The following is a 24007-nucleotide window of genomic DNA, read 5'->3' on the forward strand; positions in this document are numbered from 1 at the left end:
ATACGGCACCATGCAGAGCAAATACAAAACACCTCTAACCGGGCTTTTCCTGCTGGGCACGGGACTGGTGACCATCACCGCCTGGCGGGAAGACGATCCGATCACGCAAGGCCTGCTCATCGCTGCCATTATAGGGTTGACGACGCTTGCGTGGCGTCACTTATCGCGCCGCGCCTGGACATGGACGGTCCCGTTGTGTGCCTTGCTCTTGCTGGCGCTACTCTGGCATGCGCCGATGACGTACGCCATCGGCGTATGGCTGTGGCCGATCATGCTGCTCGCACCGCAACCTCGGCCCATGCGCTACGCACTCCTGGTGACCGCCACACTCGGCTGGTGGCACATTCAAGCCCCCCTGGGTGTGGCACAAACCGCCTTGAGCGGCGCGCTGCTTACCGCCCTCATGGCATTGGGGTTTGCCAAAGCCATCGAACACAACCGCCTACGCCTGGAACTGGAACGCCGACACCGCCTGACGCCGGAGAACTCGCTCTGGTCACTCCATCGTCTACGTCAGGACTTGAACGTCGAATGGTCGCGGCGCCAGCGCGAAAACGTCTACGCGGAGCTGCTGGTAGTGCGTCCGCGGCAACGCGGCCACAATGCGCGACGGCGTCTCAAGGAGCGCCTGGCCGCTCTTATCTACGTCTTCGAAGGATGTTACCACGTGGATACACAGACCTTTGCGGTACTCCTGATTTCAAAGGACGAGCATCACGCTGCCTTACGTCGTGACGCGATCTCGACCGAGCTTCAGGAGCACTGCCGTATACGCATCGCGCCCGTCGCCCCCCATCTCGATCCCGTCAAGCTGGGCCATGAACTCTCGGTGCAAGACAGCGGCCTGCATGTTCGACAGGAGACAACCGACCATGCCTGAACGTCTCTCGTCGTCACGCCTGCACGCCGTGGCGTATGCCTGCGGGGCGCTCGTGCTCGCTAGCCTCGCAATCTGGCACTATCTAATGGGCCATTACCCGCGCATTCTGCCGGCCACCATCCTGGCGCTCATGGTGTCCGCTGCTGCCCTGATGTCAGAAAAAGCTTACGCTCGCCGGCTACCTGTCTATCTGGTGCTGATCAGCGGCTATCTGGCAATTGCCGTGGAAGCGCCTTACCTCGAGGCGTCCGGCGCACTCTGGATGGGAATCCCCCCGATACTCGCCACGCTGCTATTACCACCTGGTGCCGCGCTACTCCTCAACGTGTTACTAGCGCCCATGTGGCTGTTCCTGGTCACCCCTGTGCTATCGATGCCCACGGGTGGTCTGCAGTACTTCACGCTGGTCATCATCTCGATACTGCCTCTCGGGTGGTACATGCAACAGGCCCGCCTGCTCAAGACCACCGACCAGCTCGATACGCAAAGCGGTATGCTATCGCGCGACGACCTCAGCGAACGACTTATCGCTGAGGTCGCCCGCGCCCGCATATTGAACCAATCGCTGAGTGCACTAGTCATTCATTTACCTCAGCTCGACATGGCCAACGAGCAGTTCGGCCAAACGGCACAAGACACGCTATTGACGACCTTCTGTGAGGTGGTACAACGCAACTCTCGACGTGGTGATGCCATGGGCCGGCATCGCCATAGCGTCTTTTGGCTGCTGCTTGCCGACACGGGAGAGGCCGGCGCCCTCATCGTCCGTGAGCGCTTGACGCATGCGCTCGGGGAAACGCCGCTCCCCGAAATCGGTACCCTCGAGGCCCAAGCTCGTATTTGCCGCCTGGCGGATGACGAATACGCCGAACGTTTCGAGCAACGGCTGATCAAGGGTGGACTCAACTTGCTGGAGCCCGATACTTGAACGTGACCGAGTGGCTGTACCAATTTTCCCCCTCGCCGACATTACTGATCTTGATCGTGCTGCTGGTGGCGTTGCTCGAGTCGCTCGCCGTGGTTGGTCTGCTGGTGCCCGGCATCGTGCTACTGACGGCCGCCGCATCATTGGCCGGACATCAACACCTTCCCCTCCCGTTATTGCTGGCGGCGGCCTTTGCGGGCGCGACCCTCGGTGATGGCCTGAGCTTCTGGCTGGGCTATTCTCAGCGCGAACGCATGCATCGACTATGGCCGTTCACCCGTCACCCCGAATGGCTGGCGCGCGGCATCGATTTCTTCAAGCGCTATGGTGATTTTTCCATCCTCTTCGGTCGCTTCGTGGGACCGGTACGCCCCATCGTGCCGATGGTCGCCGGCATGCTGCACATGTCGACATGGCGCTTTGTCACCGTCAATGTCGCGTCCGCCCTGCTTTGGGCACCCGCCTACCTATTGCCCGGCTATCTGCTCGGCCATTCATGGGACAAACTACTCGCCTTACCTGAAAGCAGCGAACGATGGCTCGTCACCCTGGGACTCATCCTGATAACACTGGGGGTGGGGTTTTCCTGGTTTCGTCATCATCTCGGACGCGGCGGCTGGGTCTACATGCGCCTGGCCCGTTTTTCCCGTGCGACACCGCGTCGGCGACGCCTATGGCTGGCCCTGGGCGCCGCTCACCCGCGCAACGAGATCCCTCTGGCGTCGCTCGCACTTCTCGTGGTCAGCCTGATCGCACTCTGTGGATGGACGCTCTGGGTACTCGAGCACCCCGCGCCTTCGTTGCCGATGGACCGACAGATCCAGACATTGCTGGCGCCCCTCGCGGGTAGCGAGCTAGCGGAGTTCAGTACCTTCATGGCGCTGAGCGGGGATGCCCTGGGCATCATAGCGCTGACCACGCCATGGCTGACGTGGCTACTGCTTTCACGGCGTATCGCAGCCTTCGTGCATATCAGTAGCGCATTGGCGGGTGTCGGGTTTGCCAACCTGGTCTTCAAGCACCTCGCCGGGCGGGCTCGCCCCGATACACCGGACTATCTCATGGGATCGTTTTCTTACCCCAGCGCCCATACCTCGACGAGTGTCGTGTTGATCGGCCTGGCGGCAGCGTTCACGGCCGAGGCGCTGCCCGCGCAAAGACGGATGTGGGCCTACTGGGGGGCGACGCTGATATGCCTGCCGATGGCCCTGTCACGCCTTGTACTTGGCGTGCATTGGGCCAGCGACCTGATCGGTGGCGCGCTTCTCGGTCTGGTGGTGTGCGCCATCACGCGCCTCAGCTATCAGCGCTTCGTACACGTACCGATCACGCCCTGCCCCTGGGCACCGCTGGTCGTTGCCTCCTTGCTGTTGCTAACGGCACGCATTGTCTGGCTACCCTACGTCTAGGCGGAGGCCCCGCGACGGAGAACGTTCAGCCCAACGCCAGCCAGATGCCGACGCCCACCATCAGACTGCCCGCCACCCGATTCAGCAAGCGCACGTTGCCGTCGCGACGCAGGAAGCGACTGGCGGTGCGACCGCCACCGGCATAGATCAGCAAGCAGGTCAGCTCCAGGCTGAGAATCACCCCTACCAAGACCGCCAGTTGCGGTGCCATCGGCCGACCGGCGTCCAGAAAGGGCGGCAGCAGTGCGATGAAGAACGCCCAGCCCTTGGGATTGGCGACCGCCGTGACGAACCCCTGAACCACCAACTGCAACGACGACACGCTGGGCGCTGCATCGTTGGCGTCCGGGATCGCCATGCGCCCCTTGGAACGCCACATCATCACGCCAAGATAGATCAGGTAGGCGCCCCCGAGCCACTTGAAGGCCGCGAATATCTCGGGGTAGCGCAGCATTAGCGTCGCCACGCCGATCACCGCCGAGACCGCTACCAGGCCGACACCCACCAGCTCGCCGAGCATCATCCACAGGGCGCGGCGCACGCCTATCGTCATGCCCAGTGTCATGGAAAGCGTCATGCACATGCCCGGTGTCAACGAGACCATGAAAAAGGTAGGTACGAAGACCGACAATACTGACAAGTTGATCATGTCGACTCCCCCCAGCGCGGCATCAACGTGTGAGCGATGTCCAACTGGTTGAGAATCCGTGCCACGATGAAGTCGATCATGTCATCGAGTGTCTGCGGACGATGATAGAACCCCGGCGCTGCGGGGAGTATCACTGCCCCCATGCGGGTCAGCGTCAGCATGTGCTCGAGATGAATGGCCGAAAACGGTGTCTCGCGAGGCACGAGAATGAGCTGGCGACGCTCCTTGAGTGCCACGTCTGCGGCGCGTTCGATCAGGTTGTTGCTCGCGCCTGTGGCGACCGCTGACAGGGTGCCGGTCGAACAAGGGCAAATCACCATGGCGCTCGGCGCGCCGGAACCCGAGGCCACGGGCGCCATCCAGTCCTCACGGGCGAAGCAGCGAATCTGCCCCGGCACGGCACCGCTTCGCTCTCTCAACGCCTCGCTCAGACGCTCGGGATTTGACGGCAAACTCACGTCGGTTTCGGTGGCGATCACCATCTGCGCAGCTTTGGAGATCAGCACCAGGACCCGATGGCGTGCCGCCACCAGGCAATCGATGAGTCGCAATCCGTATTGCGCGCCGGAAGCACCCGTCAACGCCACCGTCACGGGTTTCTGGAACATCGTCTCATCCGCCATGCCGCACCTCCAGCGCCGCAAGCAATTTCTCGTGGATGCCCTCGAAGGCACCGTTCGACATCACCACGATACGATCACCCGGCATGGCATCGGCGATCACCGCCGCCACCAGGGTGTCGATGTCATCGCATACCGCTGCAGGAACAGGACAAGCGTCGGCCAGGGTGTCCAGCGACCATGACAGCGTCGGCGGCTGGTACCACCAGACGCGATCCGCCGCCGCGACACTTGTCGACAAACGTTCATGCATGGCTCCTAGGCGCATGGTGTTGGAACGTGGCTCGACCACCGCCAGTAAACGCCCCGGGTGCGTTCCCGCCCCCAGGCCTTTGAGCGTGGCGGCGATGGCCGTGGGATGGTGAGCAAAATCGTCGATCACCTGAATACCGCCGACCTCACCACGGACTTCCTGACGCCGCCGGGGCGATTCGAAACGCGATAACGCCGCTGCGGCCTCCTCCAGCGCTACACCGCATGCCGCAGCGGACGCCAGAGCCGCCACCGCGTTGGCGATATTATGGCGCCCGCTCAGCGCCCATTCGACAGACGCATGATGCTCGCCGTGACGCACCTCGAAATGGCGTCCATCGTCGCTGAGCATGCGCCATTGCCAGGCGGCTTCGCCTCCCTCGCCGAAGCGGACGACAGGGCTCCAGCAACCTTGCGCCAGTACACGCGCGAGCGCCGGCTCTCCAGCCGCCACGATCAACTGGCCATTACCGGGCACGGTGCGCACCAGATGATGAAACTGACGCTCGATGGCGGCCAAATCAGGAAAGATATCCGCGTGATCGAACTCGAGATTGCCCAGCACCGCGACATCCGGGCGGTAATGGACAAACTTGGAGCGCTTGTCGAAGAACGCCGTATCGTATTCATCCGCCTCGACCACGAACGGCGCACCGGGCTCTCCTAAACGCGAGGACACGCCCAGGTTGCGCGGAACGCCGCCAATCAAGAAGCCCGGCGCGTGGCCGGCCGCTTCCATGATCCATGTCAACAGACTGGCGGTCGTGGTCTTGCCGTGAGTCCCCGCCACCGCCACTACTTGCCGCCCAGGCAAGACATGCTCGGCCAGCCATTGCGGCCCCGACACATAAGGCAGTTTAGCGTTGAGGACCGCCTCTACCTCGGGGTTGCCGCGCGACAGGGCATTACCGATGATCACCACGTCAGGACGCGGCATCAGATTGTCGGCGGTATAACCTTCACAGAGCGCGATCCCCGCGTCCTCGAGCTGCGTGCTCATCGGTGGATATACATTGGCGTCCGAACCACTGACATGATGATCAAGGGCCCTGGCCAAGCGCGCCAGACTGCCCATGAACGTACCGCAAACCCCTAGAATATGGACGTGCATCTAAGCCTCCTGCCATGATGCCGCGAGACTAGCATGACACCGCGCGACCCACCAGCCGAATGCCTTGGCATAGGCATCGCAGGCCGATGTCGGCTATCATTCGCCCCTTCATGCGCCCAGACTCAGGAGCACGAGAAGCCCCATGGCCCAGCACAATGCCTTTTACGCCCAATCCGGTGGCGTCACCGCCGTCATCAACGCCAGCGCCTGCGGCGTCATCGAAACCTGTCGTCGCCACTCGGACAAGATCGGCAAGGTCTACGCCGGCCATAACGGCATCATCGGCGCCCTGACCGAAGACCTGATCGATGTCTCCCAGGAAAGCGACGAAGCGATTGCCGCACTACGCCACACCCCGGGCGGCGCCTTCGGCTCCTGCCGTTACAAGCTCAAGGACATCGAAACCCACCGCACGCAATACGAGCGTCTCATCGAGGTCTTCAAGGCGCATGACATCCGCTACTTCTTCTACAACGGCGGCGGCGACAGCGCCGATACTTGCCTCAAGGTCTCACAACTCTCCGAGAAGATGGGCTACCCGCTGACCGCAATTCACGTGCCCAAGACCGTCGATAACGACTTGCCGATCACCGACAATTCTCCCGGCTTCGGCAGCGTGGCCAAGTACATCGCCACCTCGACCCGGGAAACGGCGCTGGACATCGCCTCGATGTGCGCCACTTCCACCAAGGTCTTCGTGCTCGAAGTCATGGGGCGCCATGCCGGCTGGATCGCTGCAGCCGGCGCGCTGGCAGGCAATGGCGAAGGCGAGCCTCCCCACCTGGTCATCTTCCCCGAGCTGCCCTTTCAGCGCGCGCAGGTCATGCAACGCGTCGATGAGGCCGTCAAGCAATACGGCTACTGCGTCATCGTCGTCTCCGAGGGCGCTCACTACGAGGACGGCACCTTCCTCGCCGACGCCGGCAACACCGACGCCTTCGGCCACCGCCAGCTGGGCGGCGTGGCGCCGACGCTCGCGGGGATGGTCAAGCAGGATCTGGGCTACAAGTATCACTGGGCGGTCGCCGACTACCTGCAACGCGCGGCGCGCCACCTGGCCTCCAAGACCGATGTCGAGCAAGCCTATGCCGTGGGCCAGAAGGCCGTCGAGCTGGCTCTGGACGGCAAGAACGCCATGATGCCGACCATCAAGCGCGTCAGCGAAACGCCTTACGAATGGCGTATCGAAGCGGCGCCGCTGGCGGAAGTGGCCAACAAGGAAAAGTTCATGCCCCGCGAGTACATTCGCGAGGACGGCTTCGGCATCACCGAAGCGGGACGGCGTTATCTCTCGCCGCTGATCCAGGGCGAAGATTTCCCACCGTTCGAAAACGGCCTGCCTAAGGTGGCCACGCTCGAAAAGATCAAGGTCGCACGCAAGTTGCCCACCTTCGAGTTCTGAAGAAACACGGTCCAAAGGCTTCTTCCGCCCTTCACGACAGCGTCCGGCTTGGTATCAAGCCGGACGCTCATCATGACGTATCATATACTGCGACTAACGACTCGCGACGCCGAAATATCGGCGCCTCATGACGCCGACACTTCTCCCCAGCGCGGCTTGCCATCGCGCATCAGGACACGCTCACCCTCGGGTCTTTCGTCGAGTCTGGCCTCATGTACCTGGCCATTTGTCCGGTACTGAACCTTGAAGCCCATGGTTTCTTTTTGCGTGTCGGTCACGGTCTCGCATCGCTGCTGCGTGCTCGTATAGGTGTCGCCACTCTGCAAGCGCTCCTGCACCTTGTTTCCGGCATAGCCACCGCCAAGTGCACCGGCCACGGTTGCCAACGTCTTGCCGCTTCCACCACCGACTTGATTGCCGACCACGCCGCCCACCAGGCCGCCGATAGCCGACCCCGCCAACTGGTTCTCATCCTGAACGGACCGGCGCTTGGTGACGGTCACATCGCGGCAGACCTCACGTGGCACTTGCCGTGTTTCGACGATAGGTTCGACATTGACGATATCGGCGTACTCGGGACCATTGTCACTGCCTTGGTAAGCCCCGATCGCTACGCCCCCCGCAATGCCCATTACCGCAATTACACCGCCAATGATGATGGGCTTATTCATTTCTCGCCTCCTTGTTTGCACGCGACGCTCGAGACACCCCGCCGACCTCCTGTCAGTGGCTTGGTGCATCGAACCATGGCTATCGCGCCTACTCGGTAAGCGATGTGTGACTGAGACGGAGTGAATGTTACACGAAGTACAGGATGGATGGGAGCGCAGCGAGCATTGACGAACAGCATTTCCACATTACCTGCGCATTTACTCCTACTCGTTGCCATTCGCCGACAGCAGACGCATTGCCAGGACTCAAGCTGGAGATGACGACGACTGCACCGAGGCTCCGCAAACGGGACACGCCGGATCGCGCCCCACTTTGAAGCGTCGCCACTCTCCGCTCAGGCCATCGAAGGTGGCCAGGCCGCGATGCGGCTTGCCGACGTCGGCGAGAAGCTTGAGCGCCTCGAGCGCCTGAAAGGTACCGATGATCCCTACCAGAGGGGCGATCACGCCGTTTTCGGCGCAGCGCAGTGCATCGTCGTCGCCGTCCTCGCCGTAAAGGCAGGCGTAACAGGGCGAGGCCGCGTCACGCGCATCGAAGACCGCCAACTGCCCCGAGAAGAGAATCGCCGCTCCCGAGACCAGCGGCGTCTGCGCCGCGACGCAAGCACGATTGATGGCATAGCGACTGGAAAAACGATCCGTGCAGTCAAGCACGACATCTGCCGCCGCTACCGCACGCGCGAGCGCTTCCCCCTCGAGCCGCGAGGCGATGACCTCTATCTCGCAACCGGTGTTAAGGCGTCGTGCCGCCTGCGCCGCCGATTCCGCCTTGGCATGTCCTACGTCGCTCTCGCCATGCGCGATCTGACGCTGCAGATTGGAAAGCTCAACGACATCGTCATCGGCGATCGACAACCGGCCCACCCCCGCAGCGGCCAGATACAGCGCCACCGGCGAGCCCAACCCACCGGCACCGACGACCAGCGCATGGCCGTCCAACAAGCGCTGCTGGCCGTTCACATCGAGCTGTTCAAGCATGATCTGGCGGCTATAGCGCAGCAGTGCGGTATCGTCCATTTCCTTCATTTGCGTCATCGCCTCCCGAGTAGAGAGTGCCTCCCGGCCTGCGTCGGTCAGGTGTCGAGCTGCTCGGTATCAGGCACATGCAACGAGACATCTTCCTTGACCTCTTCCATGACCACGTAGCTCTTGGATTCCTTGACGCCAGGTAACGTCAGCACGACATCGCCGAGCAACTGACGATAGGCCGACATCTCCGGAATCCGGCACTTGAGGATGTAATCGAACTGCCCGGAGACCAGATGACATTCCTGAATCTGCGGCAGCTCGGCCACGGCCCGGCGAAATTCGTCGAATACCGCCGGCGATTGCGTCTCCAGGCTGATCTCGACGAACACCAGCAAGTTGGCCTTGAGCGCCTTGGGGTCGAGCAGCGCCTTGTAACCCCGAATGATACCGGCCTTCTCCAGGCGTTTGACGCGCTCCAGACACGGCGTGGTGGACAAACCGACCTGGGACGCCAGATCGACATAGGAAATGCGCGCGTTGTCCTGCAGGCAGCGCAGAATATTGAGATCGATACGATCCAGCGAACGGGTCTTGGCTTTCATTATATTGTTGTTCCGAGACAATGAATGACAAAAGAAATCGTAATCAGGCCCTATTGGGAGTAAGGCTTACCCAGGGGCCATCGATGCGAGACGTATTACTACCATAACCACCGCCCGCGCCTCCAGGCATCCAGCGGTGTTGTTTACTGCAGTCAATGTTGGCCATCCTGAACCGCTGGCGCACGCGCTAGCGTCAGGCGTTCACGTGCACCGAGATCGGCCTCGCTGACGACGTCCTCATAGCCAGCCCGCGCAAGTGCCTCACGAACTCGAGAGGCCTGCTCCCAGCCATGCTCCAGCGCCAGCCAGCCTCCCGCCACGAGATGCGTGCGCGCAGCCATCGCCAGATAGCGCAAATCGGCCAGCCCATCATCGCTCGCCACCAGCGCCGAACGCGGCTCGAAGCGTACATCGCCCTGCGCGAGATGCGGGTCATCCTCGGCGAGATAGGGCGGATTGGCAGCAATCACGTCGAAGGTCGCACCCTCCAGTGCAGCAAACCAGTCGCTGACGAGGAAGGTGGTATTGGCGATCCCCAGACGCCGGGCATTGTCCTGGGCCCCGGCCACGGCCGCCTCTTCCCGGTCGACGCCGGTGACGTGCCATGCCGGCCGCTCGGCGGCGAGCGCCAGAGCAATGGCCCCCGTTCCCGTGCCCAAATCGAGCGCTCTTCCGGGTCCATGCGGCATCTTCGCCAATAATGTCTCGACCAGGCACTCGGTATCGGGCCGTGGGATAAGGGTCGATTCATCGACACGCAGACGTAGCCCCCAGAACTCGCGTTCGCCGATGAGGTACGCCACGGGATGGCCCAGCGCCCGCGCCGCCACCAACGCCTCGAAACGTGCCCGGGGCACGCCGGTGAGTTCGCGGTCGCCCCAAGTATATAGCCAGGCGCGCGCCACCGAGGCCGCGTGCATCATGAGCACCTCCGCATCCAGACGCGGCGAGATACTGCCCACCGCCTGCAGCCGCCGCGCTGCACGCACCAGCAAGGTATCGTAGGTCATCAGGCCGTCTGCAGCGCCGAGAGCTGCTCGGCCTGGTACTCATGAATCAGGGGATTGATCACTTCATCGAGCTCGCCCGCTATCACGTCACCCAGTTTGTAGAGGGTCAAATTGATACGGTGATCGGTGATCCGCCCTTGGGGAAAATTGTAGGTCCGGATACGCTCGCTACGATCGCCCGAGCCGATCAGCGACCGGCGCGTGTCGGCCTGCTCCTGGCGCTGTGCGTCCACGGCGGACTGCTTGAGACGCGCCGCCAGCAGCGACATCGCCTTGGCGCGATTCTTGTGCTGGCTACGTTCCTCCTGGCACTCCACCACCACACCGGTCGGCAAGTGTGTGATGCGAATCGCCGAGTCCGTGGTATTGACGTGCTGCCCGCCGGCGCCACTGGAGCGGAACGTATCCACACGCAGATCGTTGCTGTTGATCTCCACATCGCCGACGGCGGACGCCTCGGGCATGACTGCCAAGGTACACGCCGAGGTATGGATACGTCCCTGGGATTCTGTGGCCGGTACCCGCTGCACGCGATGCGCACCAGACTCGAACTTGAGCCGCGCATAGACGTTATCGCCACGCACCCGGGCAATCATTTCCTTGTAGCCACCTTGCTCGCCATGACTGACGTTGATCACTTCAATTTGCCAGCCCTGGTGTTCGGCGTAACGCGAATACATGCGGAATAAATCGCCGGCGAATAGCGCCGCCTCGTCGCCGCCTGTCCCGGCGCGGATTTCGAGAAACACGTTGCTGCCGTCATCGGGGTCCTTGGGCACCAGGAGCTGCTTGACGTCCGCCTCCAGCTCTTCAAGTCGCGCCTGTGCCAGACGCGACTCCTCTTCCGCCAGTTCGCGCATCTCGGGATCGCTATCCTCGCGCATCTGCTCGGCCGCTTCGATATCGCCTTCGGTGCGCCGGTAAACTCGCCACATCTCGATCAAAGGCTCGAGTTCGGCATATTCGCGCGAGTAATCGCGAAAGCGCGACTGATCGGCGATCACGTCGGGCTCGGCCAGCAAGGCGGCGAGTTCTTCGAAGCGTTCCTGGAAACCATCGAGACGTGTGCGCAGAGTCGCTTTCATGCGGGGTCCTGTGTCGAGGCGGCCGGGTCGATCAGCAACGTATCGGCCGCCTGGAGGATATCGTGCCGCTCTTCGCCCGATGCTTCGCGTAAGCGTAGCGTCGGGCCGTGCAGCAATTTATTGGTCAGTTGACGCGACAGCCGCTGCAGGACTTTTTCGGGATCCTCACCGCGAGCGAGTTGCGCGAGGGCTTGGCGCTCGGCTTCTTCACGCAGTGCCTCACCCTGCTCACGATAGCGGCGAATCAAATCACCGGCGCCACGCTCGCGGCGCTCACGCTGCCAATGCTGGATGCCGTGCTCGATCAGAGACTCGGCCTGGGCTGCAGCAACGGCACGCTGTTTGCGGTTTTCCTCGATCACTTCCTGCAGATCATCGACGCTGTACAGGAAGACATCATCCAGCTCGCCGACCTGGGACTCGACATCACGAGGCACAGCGATATCGACCATGAACATGGGACGATGGCGACGCTTCTTCAGGGCGCTCTCGACCATGCCCTTACCGAGAATGGGTAACGGGCTCGCCGTGGAAGAGATGACGATATCGGCTTGCGCCAACGCCTGGGGGATCTCACCCAATGAAATCGCTTCAGCATCGAAAGCATTGGCCAAGGTCTCGGCGCGCTCACGGGTACGGTTGGCGACGGTCAGCCCGCGAATACCCGCTTCGCGCAGATGCCGCGCAACCAGCTCGACGGTTTCGCCCGCGCCGATCAACAGCGCGCGGGCGCGCCCGAAATCGTCGAAGATATGGCTGGCGAGATTAACGGCAGCATAGGCCACCGAGACCGGATTCTCACCGATACCGGTTTCGCTGCGCACCTGCTTGGTCACGGAAAAGGTATGCTGGAAAAGCCGTTCCAGCTCTCCCCCCAGGCAAGCGTTATCCCGCGCGAGCTGATAAGCCTCCTTGAGCTGGCCCAGGATTTGCGGCTCACCCAGTACCATGGAGTCGAGCCCTGCCGCCACGCGCATCAAATGACGAGCGGCCTCGCCATCCAGATAGCGGTAGGCGCTTTGCATCAGGGTCTCGGGCGGCAGCCCATGGAAGCGCCCCAACCAGTCAAGCACCGAACGCTCTCCCTGGGCGTCGGTCACACAGTAGAGTTCGGTACGGTTACAGGTCGACAGCATCGCCGCTTCGTTGACGCCGGGCAGCGACTTGAGTTCGGCCAACGCACCCGCCAGCTCGGCCGGCGTAAAGGCGACCTGCTCGCGAACCTCGATGGTCGCTGTCTTGTGGTTTATCCCCAGGGCGAGAAGCGTCATGAAATCATGGTCATCACATCGGTCTATCGGCAGCGTCCGGCCTTTGCTTTCGGGCGCGGCGGACAATGTGGGGGCGACGCAGCCGGAATACCAGCCCCGCCCAACGCGCTGCAGGATCGATATCCTAGCATATGACTGAGACATTTGGGCATGGGGCGGCAAGTTGCCGCGCAACGCGAGGTTTCACGTGCCTGACGCTTTGCCCGGCCTGATCGAGCCGGTATGCTGATGCTTTCAAACGCACATTCGAGGATGGCATGCGCATTCGCTTGACCCTGGCTTCCGTCCTGGCATTGCTGCTGACGGGCTGCCAAAACGCTCCGACAACGCCCAACGCCATCCCGCTCGATGACCCCATGGAAAACGCGCCACCGGTGACCCACGGCTTCGATGCCGATGGCCTGTCATCGTTGCTGCTTGCCGAACTCGCGGGGCAGCGCGGCGATTACCGGCGCGCCGCCGAGGGCTATCTGGATGTCAACGAACGCTACGCATCGCCGGCCCTGGCAGAACGCGCCACCCTCGCGGCGCGCTACGCCGACGACAGTGCCCTGCTCGAACGTACCGCACTGCGCTGGCAACAGCTCGATGACGACGCCACCACACCGCGCCATGTCCTCGCCAGTCTCGCGGTACAACGTGGCGATTGGGAAACCGCCCTGGCCCAACGCCTGCGCATTGCCGACCAGGAGCCCGAGGCGGACCTTGCCGCGCTGGCCGAACTCGCCATCGAGCAAGATGCTGACATCCCCCCGCTACTGACACCTTTGCATGACTTCGTCGAACGCCACCCCGACCACCTCGATGCTCAGCTAGCCACCGCCCAACTCGAGGCGGCGAACGGCGACACCGAAACCGCCGACTCGCGACTCGCACGCCTGGCCGACAGGGCAGAGGCGCCCGCCGCGGTATGGCTGACGCGCAGCATGATTGCCCTGCATAGTGGCGCTCTGGACGATGCTAGGCGCCATGCCCGACAAGGGCTCGAGCGCTTTCCCGACGACAGCCGCCTGCGCCTGACCCAAGCGCAAGTGCGCCTCGCCGATGGCGATATCGACGCCGCCGACGAGGATGTCGAACGCTTGCTCGCTCGCCATGACGACACCGCGTCGCTACGCTTGGAGCTCGCCCAGCTGTATCTTGATGCCGCGCATCCCGATGGCGCCAGGCGCATCCTTCTTCCCCTTCTCGACCGGGGAAATACGCCTACGGCCGCTTATCTGATGCTGGGCAGCATCGCCGAGCAAGCCGGCGAAATCGACAATGCCCTGCTTTACTATCGTCAGGTACCCAACGGCGATGGCTTCATCGAGGCGCGTGCGCAGGCCGCCAAAATGTTGGTCAGTGCAGACCGGGCGCAGGACGCCAGCGCGTTTTTACGCATCGAACGGCTTCGTCATCCCGATCAACGCGTCGCCCTGCTGCGCCTTGAGCTCGACTTGCTCGACGCCCAAGGCCAACGCGCACGCGCCGACGAACTGCTCGATGAAGCCATCGCCAAGACGCCCGAGGCCACCGAGCTACGCTTCCAGCATGCCATGCGCGCTTATCATCAGGACGATCTTGACACCATGGAAGCCGACCTGCGCACGATCATCGAACGCGAGCCCGACAACGCCAAAGCACTCAATGCCCTCGGCTATACACTGAGCAACGACATGGGCCGCCATCAGGAGGCCTTGCCGCTGATCGAAAAGGCTCATCGCCTCGAGTCCGACAGTCCCGCCATCCTCGACAGTCTCGGCTGGGTCTACTTTCACCTCGACCGCGCGCAAGAAGCGCTCCCTTATTTACGTGAGGCCTATCGCGGTCAGCCCGATCAGGAAGTGGCCGCCCACCTCGCCGAGGTACTCGCCGCCACCGGACGCGACGACCGGGCGCGCGCACTAGTAGAAGAAGCATTAAAGCGCTTTTCACCGCACCCGCTCATCGATGACTTACTGCGTCGACACCCCGAACTCGCCCCGACCAACGAGGATGATGCACGCCGCAACGTCGACCCGGACTCTACTCGCGACATGGAAGCCAGCTCATGACCTGTTCTCTCTCATTGCGCCTTCGTCCTAGCTGCGCCCGCACTTGGCTCAGCTTGCTGCTCATCGTCATGCTGGCGGGTTGTGCCAGCCAAGCCCCGGGGCCCGACCAAGCCCGTGAGCGTGGCGATTGGGACGCTCAAGCCGAGCGCCTGCAGGCACTGGAATCCTGGAGTCTCGCCGGCAAGGTCGGGCTGCGTACCAATGAAGGGTCCGAAAGCGCCAATATCGACTGGCAGCAGCGCCCCGACACCTACCGCATCCTGATCAGTGGCCCCTTCGGAGCCGGCCGCACCCTGCTAAAAGGAGGCCCCGGGAAAGTCACATTGACCAACGGCGATGGGCGCTTCGAAGCAGAGACACCGGAAGCCTTGATGGAACAACAGCTCGGCTGGTCGCTGCCCATTTCCGCGCTCGATTACTGGGTGCGCGGCCTGCCTGCCCCCGACGCCAGCGAACGCCTCGAACACGACGATCTGGACTTCCCCCAGCGCCTGCAACAACTTGGCTGGACGATCGAGTACCGTGATTGGACGCGTGCCGACGACTTATGGCTGCCACGCCGACTGGTCATGAACTATGGTGAGTTGCGCGCCACGCTCGTCGTCAATCAATGGGACGCCGTGTCCGATTCATGAATGCACGACTCAGCCTGCCCGCACCCGCCAAACTCAATCGCATGCTGCACATCGTCGGTCGCCGTGCCGATGGTTATCACGAACTGCAGACGCTGTTCCAGATCCTCGATCATGGCGATACGTTGCACTTCGCGCCACGCGAGGACGGGACCATCCAACTGCACTCCGCAATGGCCGGCGTCGATCACGAGGCCAACCTCATCGTGCGCGCCGCACGCCTGCTGCAGCATGAAAGCGGCACATCGCTGGGCGCGGACATCCATCTGGAAAAACGTCTCCCCCTGGGCGGCGGCTTGGGCGGCGGCAGTTCGAATGCGGCCACCACACTGCTCGCGCTCGACCGACTCTGGTCACTCTCGCTGGGACTTTCCCGCCTGACCGGGTTAGGCCTGTCGCTGGGCGCTGATGTGCCGGTCTTCGTACACGGCCGGAGTGCCTGGGCGGAAGGCATTGGCGAACACCTGACGCCCGTGACGCTCGAAACCCCATGGTTCGTGGTCCTTCACCCAGGAGAAGAGATATCAACGCCTGCCGTGTTCGACCACCCCGAATTGACACGCAACACCCCGCCCATTAGTATGGCGCGCGCACTGCGAGGGGAAGCCGAACAGGGGCGCATCTGGCGCAATGACTGCGAAGAAGCGGTTAAACGCTTGTCGCCGAAGGTCGCGCAAGCGCTCGACTGGTTATCGGCTTTCGGCCCAGCCATGCTGACGGGGACAGGTAGCTGTCTATTCTGTCCCTTGACGAGTGAGCAACAAGCCGATAGGATTTTGCGCCGTGTTGATAGCCATTGGCATGCATTCAAGGCACGCGGCTGCAACACCTCCCCCCTCCACGACGCTCTTGACATTCACGATGGAATGTCGCTCATGAGCTAATACGGGGACGCCTGATAGTCGGCATCGTGTTCCATGTGGGCAATACGACACACGAAACGACGAGTCGATGTGTTGCTGGGGTATAGCCAAGTGGTAAGGCACCGGTTTCTGGTACCGACATTCCCAGGTTCGAATCCTGGTACCCCAGCCAATTTCTCAGAGCGCCCGACGAATCCCACTCCGAGATCCCTAAAGACTCCAAAGGTGGCTGCGCGTGTCTAAATTGATGGTGTTCGCGGGAAATGCCAATCCCGAACTCGCCCGCAAGGTGGCCGAGAGCCTCGACAACCGGCTGGGCCATGCAACCGTCGGTCAATTCAGCGATGGTGAAATCGCGGTCGAGATCAATGAAAACGTTCGCGGCAAGGACGTCTTCGTGTTGCAGTCCACCTGCGCACCGACCAACGACAACCTGATGGAGTTGATTCTCATGGTGGATGCACTGCGCCGTGCTTCCGCTACGCGAATCACCGCCGTCGTGCCGTATTTCGGATATGCCCGCCAGGACCGCCGAGTGCGCTCCGCACGCGTGCCGATCTCGGCCAAGCTGGTCGCCGACATGATGGTCAAGGCCGGGGTCGACCGCGTCATGACCATGGATCTGCATGCCGATCAGATTCAGGGCTTTTTCGACGTTCCCGTCGATAACGTCTATGGCTCGCCGATCCTGCTCGATGACATCGAACGCCAGAACTACGACGATCTCGTCGTGGTCTCCCCCGACGTCGGCGGCGTCGTACGTGCCCGCGCCATCGCCAAGCAGCTCAACGCTGACCTGGCGATCATCGACAAGCGGCGACCCCAGTCGAACCAGGCCCAGGTCATGCATATCATCGGCGAGATTCAGGATCGTACCTGTGTGGTAGTCGATGACATGGTCGATACCGCCGGCACCTTGTGCAAGGCGGCCGAAGCACTCAAGGGCCACGGCGCCCGGCGTGTCGTCGCCTACGCGACGCACCCCATCCTGTCCGGACCGGCCGTCGACAATATCGTCGGCTCGGTACTTGACGAACTCGTCGTGGCCGATACCATTCCGCTTTCCGAGACGGCCTCCCGCAGTGGCAGGATCCGCCAACTCTCGGTCGCCGGTCTGATCGCGGAAGCCATTCGCCGCGTCAGTAACGAAGAATCCGTCAGTGCCATGTTCCACTAAGGCAACGAGCCACAAGGAACGTACACGGATACGCGGGCCGCGAGGCCCTCACGGAATCGGCATCGCCTGGTCGCGGGCGGTGCCGCTTTCCTTACATAACCTATGAGGTGACAATCAATGTCCCAATTCACTCTATCCGCCGAGGTTCGTCACGACCTGGGGAAAGGTGCGAGCCGCCGCCTGCGTCGTGAGAACCAGAAAGTCGCCGCTATCATCTATGGTGGCGACAAGACGCCGCAACCGATCACCCTCAATAAGCCCGCCTTTTACAAGGCTATCGAGGATGAAGCTTTCTTCTCGTCCGTGATCAACATCGACCTCGAAGGCAAGTCGGAGCAGGTCATCATCCGTGATATCCAGCGCCACCCGTACAAGGCGTTGGTGACCCATGCCGACTTCATGCGCATCGATGCCACGCACGAAATCACCATGAACGTGCCGCTGCACGTCAACGGTGAAGACGCGTGCAAGGGCGTCAAGGAAGAAGGCGGCGTGCTGCATGTGATGGCCAACGACGTCGAGATCAGCTGCCTGCCCAGCAAGCTTCCCGAGTACCTGGAAGTCGATGTGGCATCCCTGGGACTGGGCGAGACCCTGCACCTCTCCGACCTACCGTTGCCGGAAGGCGTGTCTCTGGTCGCCATGGGCCATGGCGAGGAGCATGACTTCGGCGTGGTCAGCGTCACGCATGCCGATACCGGTACCGGAGGTGACGAAGACGAGGAAGGCGGCGACGCTGCCGCTGAAGACGGCGAAAAGACCGAGTAATCGGTTTCTCGAGGGCCCCGCATGAGTCACGTCAAAGCGTTTATCGGCCTGGGCAATCCGGGCTCCGAATATGATGCAACGCGACACAATGCGGGCGCCTGGGCCGTTGAAGCCCTGGCGCGCGACAGCCTGACCCCGCTACGCAACGAGCGTAAGTTCCTTGGGCAATATGCCAAGATCCATTACGCTGGCCATGATCTTCATTTGTTGGTGCCCAGCACCTACATGAATCGCAGCGGCAAGGCTGTCGCCGCGCTTTGCCAGTTCTTCAAGCTCTCCCCCGACGAACTTCTCGTCGCTCATGATGAACTGGATATCGCCCCGGGTACGGCACGCTACAAACACGGAGGCGGCCATGGCGGTCACAACGGCTTACGTGACATCGCCAGCGCCTTGGGCAACGACAAATCCTTCCACCGCTTGCGCGTTGGCATCGGCCATCCGGGCTCGGCCAAGCAAGTCACCCACTATGTTCTCGGACGCCCCGGCAAGGCGGAACGCAGCGCCATCGATGCCGCCATCGAGGAATGCCTGCGCACGCTCCCCGACGTTGCCGCCGGCGACTGGGCAAGCGCCATGAATCGCCTGCACAGCTTTGAGAAGTAAGGTATAAGAAGTAAGAGGAAAGCAGGATGTCTCGACGAGCGAGAGCATTTCTTCCAGATGCGTAGCATCGTTCTTCCCTCTTACTTCTGTTGCAGTATCTCTTAGAATAGCGAACACATTTTCCGCCTCTCCGGCACATCAATAATTCAGGTACATCCCATGGGTTTCAATTGCGGTATCGTCGGCCTTCCCAATGTCGGCAAATCCACACTGTTCAATGCCTTGACCAAGTCGGGAATCGACGCCGAAAACTTTCCTTTCTGCACCATCGAACCCAACGTCGGCATCGTCCCCATGCCAGACCCACGTCTGGATACACTTGCGGCCATCGTCAAACCGCAGAAAGTCATTCCGACGACCATGGAGTTCGTGGACATCGCCGGCCTTGTCGCGGGCGCCTCGAAAGGCGAAGGGTTGGGCAATCAGTTCCTGGCCAATATCCGCGAGACCCAGGCCATCGCCCACGTCGTGCGTTGCTTCGATAACGACAATGTCATTCACGTCGCCAATGAGGTCGACCCCAAGACCGACATCGAGACCATCAATCTCGAGCTCGCGCTGGCCGACCTGGATACCGTGGAGCGCGCCATTCAACGCCTCGCGCGCGTGGTCAAGGGGGGTGACAAGGACGCCATCGCTACCAAGGCTATCCTCGACCGCATCCAGCCCCATCTGGCCGAGGGCCAGCCGCTGCGTAGTTTCGGTCTCGATGACGACGAGCAACGCCAGCTCAAGAGCTTCGGCTTCTTGACCCTTAAGCCCACCATGTACATCGCCAACGTCAACGAGGACGGCTTCGAGAACAATCCCTATCTCGATACCGTTCACGCGATCGCCGCCGAGGAAGGTGCCGTGGTGGTGCCGGTATGTAATCAGATCGAAGCCGAAATCGCCGAACTCGATGATGAGGAACGCAGTGCCTTCCTGGAGGAGATGGGCATGGAAGAACCCGGTCTCGACCGGGTCATTCGTGCCGGCTATGCCCTACTCGGCCTACAGACGTATTTCACTGCGGGGGTCAAGGAAGTCCGTGCCTGGACCACGCCTATCGGGGCCACCGCTCCGCAAGCCGCCGGCGCGATTCATACCGACTTCCAGAAGGGTTTCATCCGTGCCGAAGTGGTCGGCTATGACGATTTCGTGACACTGGGTGGCGAGCAAGGCGCCAAGGATGCGGGAAAATGGCGTCTGGAAGGCAAGGATTACATCGTCTCCGATGGGGATGTCGTGCATTTCCGTTTCAATGTCTAGTCGCACCCCGGCGTCATCGGGCGGCTTGATGACGGCGAATAGTTGACACATCAGGGAGTTACACGTAATATACGCTCGCACTAAACGGCTACGTAGCTCAGTTGGTTAGAGCACATCACTCATAATGATGGGGTCCCCTGTTCGAGTCGGGGCGTAGCCACCAAGATTTAAAAAAGCCCGCCGACATTCGTGTCGGCGGGCTTTTTCGTGTTTGCGTGATCGAGACAAGCGCCTAGTTCAATGCTGCGCGATTGACATAGGCCGTCAACGCGCGAATCAAATAGTCGGCGTCGCGGCTGCCGGCGGTTTCACGAATCGAGTGCATCCCCCACTGCGGCACCCCGACATCCAGCGTCGGTACCCCGAGCTCGGTAGCGGTGATCGGCCCGATGGTACTGCCACATCCCATGTCGGTGCGTGTAACAAACGTCTGGACCGGCGTCCCCGCTTCGCGGCAGATATCCCGGAACATCGCTGCCGTGGCACTATTGGTGGCATAGCGCTGATTGGCGTTGACCTTGATCACCGGACCGCCGTTGATCGTCGGGCCGTGGTGGGCATCATGCTTTTCGGGGAAGTTGGGGTGCAGGGCGTGGGCATTGTCGCAGGAGATCATTCGCGATCCTTGGATCAGACGCACCCAACCGTCTTCGTCTCCCTCGCCCAATTGGGCATGCACGCGGCGCAGCACATCCCCCAGAAATGGGCCCTGGGCGCCGATGGCGCTGGCACTACCGACTTCTTCATGGTCGTTGGCGACGAATACCGCGCCTTGCCGACCATCACTGGCTAATAGCGCCTCAACGCCCATAAAGCAAGACAATAAGTTATCCAGGCGGGCGCTGGCGATCAGCTCGCCCTCGACCCCCACACGCGACGGCCGCTGCATGTCGTAGAGAGCGAGTTCATAATCCATGAGCTGGATGTTTTCCAGGCCATGCTGCTCATACAGCCAGCGCTTGAGCCACTTCTCCAGATCGGGCTCACTACCGCCCTGCAGCATGACCGGCAGCATCTGCGTCTGGGCATTCAGCGCACGCCCATTATTGGCCTCCCGATCGAGATGAATCGCCAGACTGGGAATGATCGCGACGGGGTGATCAACGTGCAACAATACGCCCTGCAGTCGCCCATCCTCACGTCGTACATGGACGCGCCCGGCCAGGCCCAGATCTCGGTCGAACCAAGGCGCCAGCAACGCTCCGCCGTAGACTTCGACGCTCAATTGAAGCCAGTCGTTGCCGGTAACCACCGGTTGGGGCTTGAGCCGAAGCCCCGGGCTATCGGTATGTGCCCCAATCATGCGCAATCCGCCCAGGGCCTCCTCCGGCACCTGCATGGCGATCAACGACGAGTCATTGCGAGTAACGTAAAATCGCTCGCCAGGCGTCAACTGCCACGCCTCGGTTTCCTCGAGGCGGCGGTATCCCGCTTGCTCGAGTCGCCTGGCCATATTGTCGACGGCATGCCAAGGCGTGGGAGAGCGTTCGAGAAAATGTAACAAGCGATCAAGGGTGGGGGCGTGAGCCATGGCGTCCTCGGAGAAGTGTCTGTGACGGATGATACAGACTGCTACAATGCCAGTCCGGTCTGAGAAAACTCAACTCAAGGGACCGGCAATTTAGAAACAAGAGTGTACATGAAACCGGGAGTGCTTGATTAATGAGCCTGTTTGCAGCCGCTCGGCGCGCGGCGATCTTGTCACTGTGGCTGGTGGTGTGTGCCCCGGCATTGGCCAATGCCCCGACACCCACCGACGAACAGCGACAAGCAGCGGCGGAAGTCGCTGAATCGCTGCGATATGGACATTACGCCGATATCAGTCTGGACGATGAGTGGTCTTCGAAAGCGTTTCAGCGCTATCTCGATGTACTGGACCCGCAACGCGCCTACTTACTGGCGCGTGACGTAAAGGACTTCCAGGATCTGGATTCTTCTTTCGACGAGGCGCTCGACGAAGGAAAGCTGGAACGCGTCTACGAACTCTACGCTCGCTACCAAGAGCGTCTCGAAACACGTCTGAAATGGATGATCGAGCGCCTCGATGACGGCAAAGACTTCGACTACCAGGATAACGAGCGCCTGGCGCTGGAGCGTGAAGACGAAGACTGGGCCAAAAACCAGGAAGCGCTCGATCGCCTCTGGAAAAAGCGCCTCAAGAATGCCGCGCTGACTCAATCTCTCAGTGCCCCGGAAGAAGATAACGCCGAGGACATCGCCGAAACCCTGCGTGATCGTTACGAAAACCAGCTCTCCCGCGTCGAACAGACCAATGCCGAAGACGTTTTGGTGCTATTTCTCAACGCCGTCACCGGCACCGTCGATCCGCATACTGACTACCTTTCACCCAGTCAGAGCGAATCCTTCGATATCCAGATGAAGCTCTCGCTCGAAGGTATCGGTGCGCTGCTGCAAAGCGAAGGCGAGTACGTCAAGGTGTCCAGCTTGGTCCCCGGCGGCCCCGCCGACAAGGGCGATGCTCTGGAACCTGCCGATCGCATCGTCGCGGTGGGACAAGGCGAGGATGGCGAGATGGTCAATGTCGTGGGCATGCGCCTTGACGAGGTCGTCGACCTGATTCGTGGTCCCAAGGGATCGACCGTGCGTCTCGACGTCATTCCCGCCAAGGCGGTCGACGTGACACGCACCCACACGGTTCGCATTACCCGCGATACCGTCAAGCTCGAGGACCAGGCCGCCAGCAGCGAGGTCGTGACCGTGACCCGCGATGGCGAGGATCACAAGATCGGCGTGATCGACGTACCCACCTTCTATGTCGATTTCGATGCCTGGCAGGCCGGCGACAGCGACTACCGCAGCAGCACGCGAGACGTCGCCAAGGAAATCGACAAGCTCAAGCAGGACAACGTCGAGGGCATCGTCCTGGATCTGCGCAATAACGGCGGGGGTGCCCTGCAGGAAGCCAACTCGCTGATCGGGCTTTTCATCGATCGAGGCCCCACCGTACAGGTGCGCGATGCCCGTGGCCGTATCAACCTCTACGGCGACTCCGACCGTGGCACGCACTACGATGGCCCGCTGACCGTACTGGTCAATCGCCTATCGGCGTCCGCCTCGGAGATTTTCGCCGGCGCGATCCAGGATTACGGTCGCGGCCTCGTCGTCGGCAATCAGACCTTCGGCAAGGGAACCGTGCAGACGCTCAATGACCTCAATCATGGTCAGGTCAAGCTGACCCGCGCCAAGTTCTACCGCATCACGGGCGAGAGCACCCAATTGCGCGGCGTCGATCCCGATATCACCTTCCCCAGCCTCGTCAGCAAAGACGATATCGGCGAAAGCGCACTCGACAACGCGCTGCCCTGGGACAAGGTACGTTCCGTCCAGTACAGTCGATACGGCGAGCCACAGCGCTATCTCGACACGCTGCAAGCGAAGCATGACGAACGCGCCAAGCAGGACCCCAACTTCGTCTATCTCGAGCGCGAGGCCAAGCTGGTCAAGCAGCTCAAGGAACAGCGGACCAGCATCAGCTTGAATCGGGAACAGCGCCAACGAGAGATGGAAGCTCAGGAGGCCGAGCAACTCTCGCTGGAGAATCAACGCCGCAAGGCGCTGGGGCTCGATCAGCTCGAGGAATGGACCGACGCCCGCGAGAGTGACGGTCCAGAAGACAAGGAAGAGGACGACAAGCCGGTCGATCGCGCGCAAGTCATCGAAGCAGCGAACATTCTGCTCGACTATGCGCACCTGAAGAAGACGCAGTAAACGTCACGCCGCCGGCACACGCCGGCGGCGTTACCTGGTATGTAATACCTGATACCTGGCATAAGTGGGTTGCCTTTTTCATCGTTTCC

22 protein-coding genes and 2 tRNA genes are annotated in these 24007 nt (G+C 61.6%); 14 read left to right on the forward strand and 10 right to left on the reverse strand.

The window, feature by feature from the left end; translation table 11 throughout:
* Positions 1-10 precede the first annotated feature (10 nt).
* Genes OP495_RS02555 through OP495_RS02565 form a run of 3 tightly spaced genes read left to right on the forward strand, consistent with a single transcriptional unit; the run spans position 11 to position 3214 of the window.
* Positions 11-880, forward strand: coding sequence for a hypothetical protein (locus OP495_RS02555; RefSeq protein WP_280561365.1), 870 nt, complete (start codon positions 11-13; stop codon positions 878-880).
* The gene (locus OP495_RS02560; RefSeq protein WP_280561366.1) at positions 873-1808 is read left to right on the forward strand and encodes a diguanylate cyclase; all 936 of its coding nucleotides are present in this window, start codon (positions 873-875) and stop codon (positions 1806-1808) included. Before OP495_RS02555 ends, OP495_RS02560 begins: the two co-directional genes overlap by 8 nt.
* Before the next feature lie 2 nt (positions 1809-1810).
* Positions 1811-3214, forward strand: a complete 1404-nt coding sequence (locus OP495_RS02565; RefSeq protein ID WP_348521291.1) for a bifunctional DedA family/phosphatase PAP2 family protein — start codon at positions 1811-1813, stop codon at positions 3212-3214.
* Between the two features lie 25 nt (positions 3215-3239).
* On the opposite strand, the gene OP495_RS02570 is transcribed toward OP495_RS02565, so the two are convergent.
* Genes OP495_RS02570 through mpl form a run of 3 tightly spaced genes read right to left on the reverse strand, consistent with a single transcriptional unit; the run spans position 3240 to position 5846 of the window.
* On the reverse strand, positions 3240-3863 hold the full coding sequence (locus tag OP495_RS02570) for a LysE family translocator (protein ID WP_280561368.1): 624 nt from the start codon (positions 3861-3863) through the stop codon (positions 3240-3242).
* Positions 3860-4486 carry a flavin prenyltransferase UbiX gene (locus OP495_RS02575; RefSeq protein ID WP_280561370.1) on the reverse strand — a complete coding sequence of 209 codons (627 nt, stop codon included), beginning with the start codon at positions 4484-4486 and terminating at the stop codon, positions 3860-3862. The genes OP495_RS02570 and OP495_RS02575 overlap by 4 nt, the downstream gene beginning before the upstream one ends.
* Positions 4476-5846: a UDP-N-acetylmuramate:L-alanyl-gamma-D-glutamyl-meso-diaminopimelate ligase gene (gene mpl / locus OP495_RS02580; protein ID WP_280561372.1), complete on the reverse strand. Its 1371-nt coding sequence runs from the start codon at positions 5844-5846 to the stop codon at positions 4476-4478. The genes OP495_RS02575 and mpl overlap by 11 nt, the downstream gene beginning before the upstream one ends.
* A gap of 142 nt (positions 5847-5988) precedes the next feature.
* Here mpl and OP495_RS02585 point away from each other — a divergent pair, with 142 nt between their 5' ends.
* On the forward strand, positions 5989-7248 hold the full coding sequence (locus OP495_RS02585; RefSeq protein ID WP_280561373.1) for a 6-phosphofructokinase: 1260 nt from the start codon (positions 5989-5991) through the stop codon (positions 7246-7248).
* Positions 7249-7373: 125 nt separating this feature from the next.
* Here OP495_RS02585 and OP495_RS02590 read toward each other — a convergent pair whose 3' ends face one another.
* The 6 genes from OP495_RS02590 to hemA all read right to left on the reverse strand — a co-directional run bounded on the left by OP495_RS02590 (position 7374) and on the right by hemA (position 12856).
* Positions 7374-7919: a glycine zipper 2TM domain-containing protein gene (locus OP495_RS02590; protein ID WP_280561375.1), complete on the reverse strand. Its 546-nt coding sequence runs from the start codon at positions 7917-7919 to the stop codon at positions 7374-7376.
* Between the two features lie 246 nt (positions 7920-8165).
* Complete coding sequence (locus OP495_RS02595) at positions 8166-8936, reverse strand: HesA/MoeB/ThiF family protein (protein ID WP_280561881.1); 771 nt, start codon at positions 8934-8936, stop codon at positions 8166-8168.
* A 56-nt stretch (positions 8937-8992) separates the two neighbouring features.
* Entirely contained in the window at positions 8993-9490 is a 498-nt protein-coding gene (locus OP495_RS02600) for an Lrp/AsnC ligand binding domain-containing protein (RefSeq protein WP_280561377.1), read from the reverse strand.
* 152 nt (positions 9491-9642) lie between these two features.
* The gene (gene prmC, locus OP495_RS02605) at positions 9643-10500 is read right to left on the reverse strand and encodes a peptide chain release factor N(5)-glutamine methyltransferase (protein ID WP_280561378.1); all 858 of its coding nucleotides are present in this window, start codon (positions 10498-10500) and stop codon (positions 9643-9645) included.
* Positions 10500-11585 (reverse strand): peptide chain release factor 1, encoded by a 1086-nt coding sequence (gene prfA, locus OP495_RS02610; protein WP_280561379.1) that lies wholly within the window; start codon positions 11583-11585, stop codon positions 10500-10502. The genes prmC and prfA overlap by 1 nt, the downstream gene beginning before the upstream one ends.
* Positions 11582-12856 carry a glutamyl-tRNA reductase gene (hemA, locus tag OP495_RS02615; protein ID WP_280561381.1) on the reverse strand — a complete coding sequence of 425 codons (1275 nt, stop codon included), beginning with the start codon at positions 12854-12856 and terminating at the stop codon, positions 11582-11584. The genes prfA and hemA overlap by 4 nt, the downstream gene beginning before the upstream one ends.
* 257 nt (positions 12857-13113) lie before the next feature.
* Here hemA and OP495_RS02620 point away from each other — a divergent pair, with 257 nt between their 5' ends.
* From OP495_RS02620 to OP495_RS02660, 9 genes are all read left to right on the forward strand, one after another.
* Positions 13114-14892: a tetratricopeptide repeat protein gene (locus OP495_RS02620; RefSeq protein WP_280567011.1), complete on the forward strand. Its 1779-nt coding sequence runs from the start codon at positions 13114-13116 to the stop codon at positions 14890-14892.
* Positions 14889-15527, forward strand: coding sequence for a lipoprotein insertase outer membrane protein LolB (gene lolB, locus OP495_RS02625; protein WP_280561383.1), 639 nt, complete (start codon positions 14889-14891; stop codon positions 15525-15527). Before OP495_RS02620 ends, lolB begins: the two co-directional genes overlap by 4 nt.
* Complete coding sequence (ispE, locus tag OP495_RS02630) at positions 15524-16408, forward strand: 4-(cytidine 5'-diphospho)-2-C-methyl-D-erythritol kinase (protein ID WP_280567014.1); 885 nt, start codon at positions 15524-15526, stop codon at positions 16406-16408. The genes lolB and ispE overlap by 4 nt, the downstream gene beginning before the upstream one ends.
* A gap of 76 nt (positions 16409-16484) precedes the next feature.
* Positions 16485-16559: transfer RNA gene (locus OP495_RS02635), tRNA-Gln, on the forward strand.
* 63 nt (positions 16560-16622) lie between these two features.
* Positions 16623-17564, forward strand: a complete 942-nt coding sequence (locus OP495_RS02640) for a ribose-phosphate pyrophosphokinase (protein WP_280561385.1) — start codon at positions 16623-16625, stop codon at positions 17562-17564.
* A 117-nt stretch (positions 17565-17681) separates the two neighbouring features.
* Positions 17682-18332, forward strand: coding sequence for a 50S ribosomal protein L25/general stress protein Ctc (locus tag OP495_RS02645; RefSeq protein ID WP_280561387.1), 651 nt, complete (start codon positions 17682-17684; stop codon positions 18330-18332).
* 21 nt (positions 18333-18353) lie between these two features.
* Positions 18354-18938, forward strand: a complete 585-nt coding sequence (gene pth, locus OP495_RS02650; RefSeq protein WP_280567020.1) for an aminoacyl-tRNA hydrolase — start codon at positions 18354-18356, stop codon at positions 18936-18938.
* Positions 18939-19097: 159 nt separating this feature from the next.
* Positions 19098-20189 (forward strand): redox-regulated ATPase YchF, encoded by a 1092-nt coding sequence (gene ychF, locus OP495_RS02655; RefSeq protein ID WP_280567023.1) that lies wholly within the window; start codon positions 19098-19100, stop codon positions 20187-20189.
* Between the two features lie 86 nt (positions 20190-20275).
* A tRNA-Met gene (locus OP495_RS02660) sits at positions 20276-20352 on the forward strand.
* Between the two features lie 69 nt (positions 20353-20421).
* Here OP495_RS02660 and OP495_RS02665 read toward each other — a convergent pair.
* Positions 20422-21720 carry a M18 family aminopeptidase gene (locus OP495_RS02665; protein ID WP_280567026.1) on the reverse strand — a complete coding sequence of 433 codons (1299 nt, stop codon included), beginning with the start codon at positions 21718-21720 and terminating at the stop codon, positions 20422-20424.
* 131 nt (positions 21721-21851) lie between these two features.
* On the opposite strand from OP495_RS02665, the gene OP495_RS02670 reads away from it, so the two are divergent.
* A complete protein-coding gene (locus OP495_RS02670) occupies positions 21852-23918 on the forward strand; it encodes a carboxy terminal-processing peptidase (RefSeq protein WP_280561395.1) in 2067 nt (688 codons plus the stop codon).
* Positions 23919-24007 lie beyond the last annotated feature (89 nt).

Origin of the sequence: Chromohalobacter sp. 296-RDG (assembly GCF_029889885.1) — a bacterium.
Taxonomy (GTDB): Bacteria; Pseudomonadota; Gammaproteobacteria; order Pseudomonadales; family Halomonadaceae; genus Chromohalobacter.

Excerpts from the sequence above, each read along its gene's own strand:
- hemA (WP_280561381.1), bottom strand. The coding sequence starts at position 12,856 with ATGACGCTTCTCGCCCTGGGGATAAACCACAAGACAGCGACCATCGAG.
- OP495_RS02595 (WP_280561881.1), bottom strand. The coding sequence starts at position 8,936 with ATGGACGATACCGCACTGCTGCGCTATAGCCGCCAGATCATGCTTGAA.
- ispE (WP_280567014.1), top strand. The coding sequence starts at position 15,524 with ATGAATGCACGACTCAGCCTGCCCGCACCCGCCAAACTCAATCGCATG.
- OP495_RS02665 (WP_280567026.1), bottom strand. The coding sequence starts at position 21,720 with ATGGCTCACGCCCCCACCCTTGATCGCTTGTTACATTTTCTCGAACGC.
- mpl (WP_280561372.1), bottom strand. The coding sequence starts at position 5,846 with ATGCACGTCCATATTCTAGGGGTTTGCGGTACGTTCATGGGCAGTCTG.
- ychF (WP_280567023.1), top strand. The coding sequence starts at position 19,098 with ATGGGTTTCAATTGCGGTATCGTCGGCCTTCCCAATGTCGGCAAATCC.
- lolB (WP_280561383.1), top strand. The coding sequence starts at position 14,889 with ATGACCTGTTCTCTCTCATTGCGCCTTCGTCCTAGCTGCGCCCGCACT.
- OP495_RS02570 (WP_280561368.1), bottom strand. The coding sequence starts at position 3,863 with ATGATCAACTTGTCAGTATTGTCGGTCTTCGTACCTACCTTTTTCATG.
- OP495_RS02620 (WP_280567011.1), top strand. The coding sequence starts at position 13,114 with ATGCGCATTCGCTTGACCCTGGCTTCCGTCCTGGCATTGCTGCTGACG.
- OP495_RS02575 (WP_280561370.1), bottom strand. The coding sequence starts at position 4,486 with ATGGCGGATGAGACGATGTTCCAGAAACCCGTGACGGTGGCGTTGACG.
- OP495_RS02585 (WP_280561373.1), top strand. The coding sequence starts at position 5,989 with ATGGCCCAGCACAATGCCTTTTACGCCCAATCCGGTGGCGTCACCGCC.
- pth (WP_280567020.1), top strand. The coding sequence starts at position 18,354 with ATGAGTCACGTCAAAGCGTTTATCGGCCTGGGCAATCCGGGCTCCGAA.
- OP495_RS02560 (WP_280561366.1), top strand. The coding sequence starts at position 873 with ATGCCTGAACGTCTCTCGTCGTCACGCCTGCACGCCGTGGCGTATGCC.
- prmC (WP_280561378.1), bottom strand. The coding sequence starts at position 10,500 with ATGACCTACGATACCTTGCTGGTGCGTGCAGCGCGGCGGCTGCAGGCG.
- prfA (WP_280561379.1), bottom strand. The coding sequence starts at position 11,585 with ATGAAAGCGACTCTGCGCACACGTCTCGATGGTTTCCAGGAACGCTTC.
- OP495_RS02590 (WP_280561375.1), bottom strand. The coding sequence starts at position 7,919 with ATGAATAAGCCCATCATCATTGGCGGTGTAATTGCGGTAATGGGCATT.
- OP495_RS02645 (WP_280561387.1), top strand. The coding sequence starts at position 17,682 with ATGTCCCAATTCACTCTATCCGCCGAGGTTCGTCACGACCTGGGGAAA.
- OP495_RS02555 (WP_280561365.1), top strand. The coding sequence starts at position 11 with ATGCAGAGCAAATACAAAACACCTCTAACCGGGCTTTTCCTGCTGGGC.
- OP495_RS02600 (WP_280561377.1), bottom strand. The coding sequence starts at position 9,490 with ATGAAAGCCAAGACCCGTTCGCTGGATCGTATCGATCTCAATATTCTG.
- OP495_RS02670 (WP_280561395.1), top strand. The coding sequence starts at position 21,852 with ATGAGCCTGTTTGCAGCCGCTCGGCGCGCGGCGATCTTGTCACTGTGG.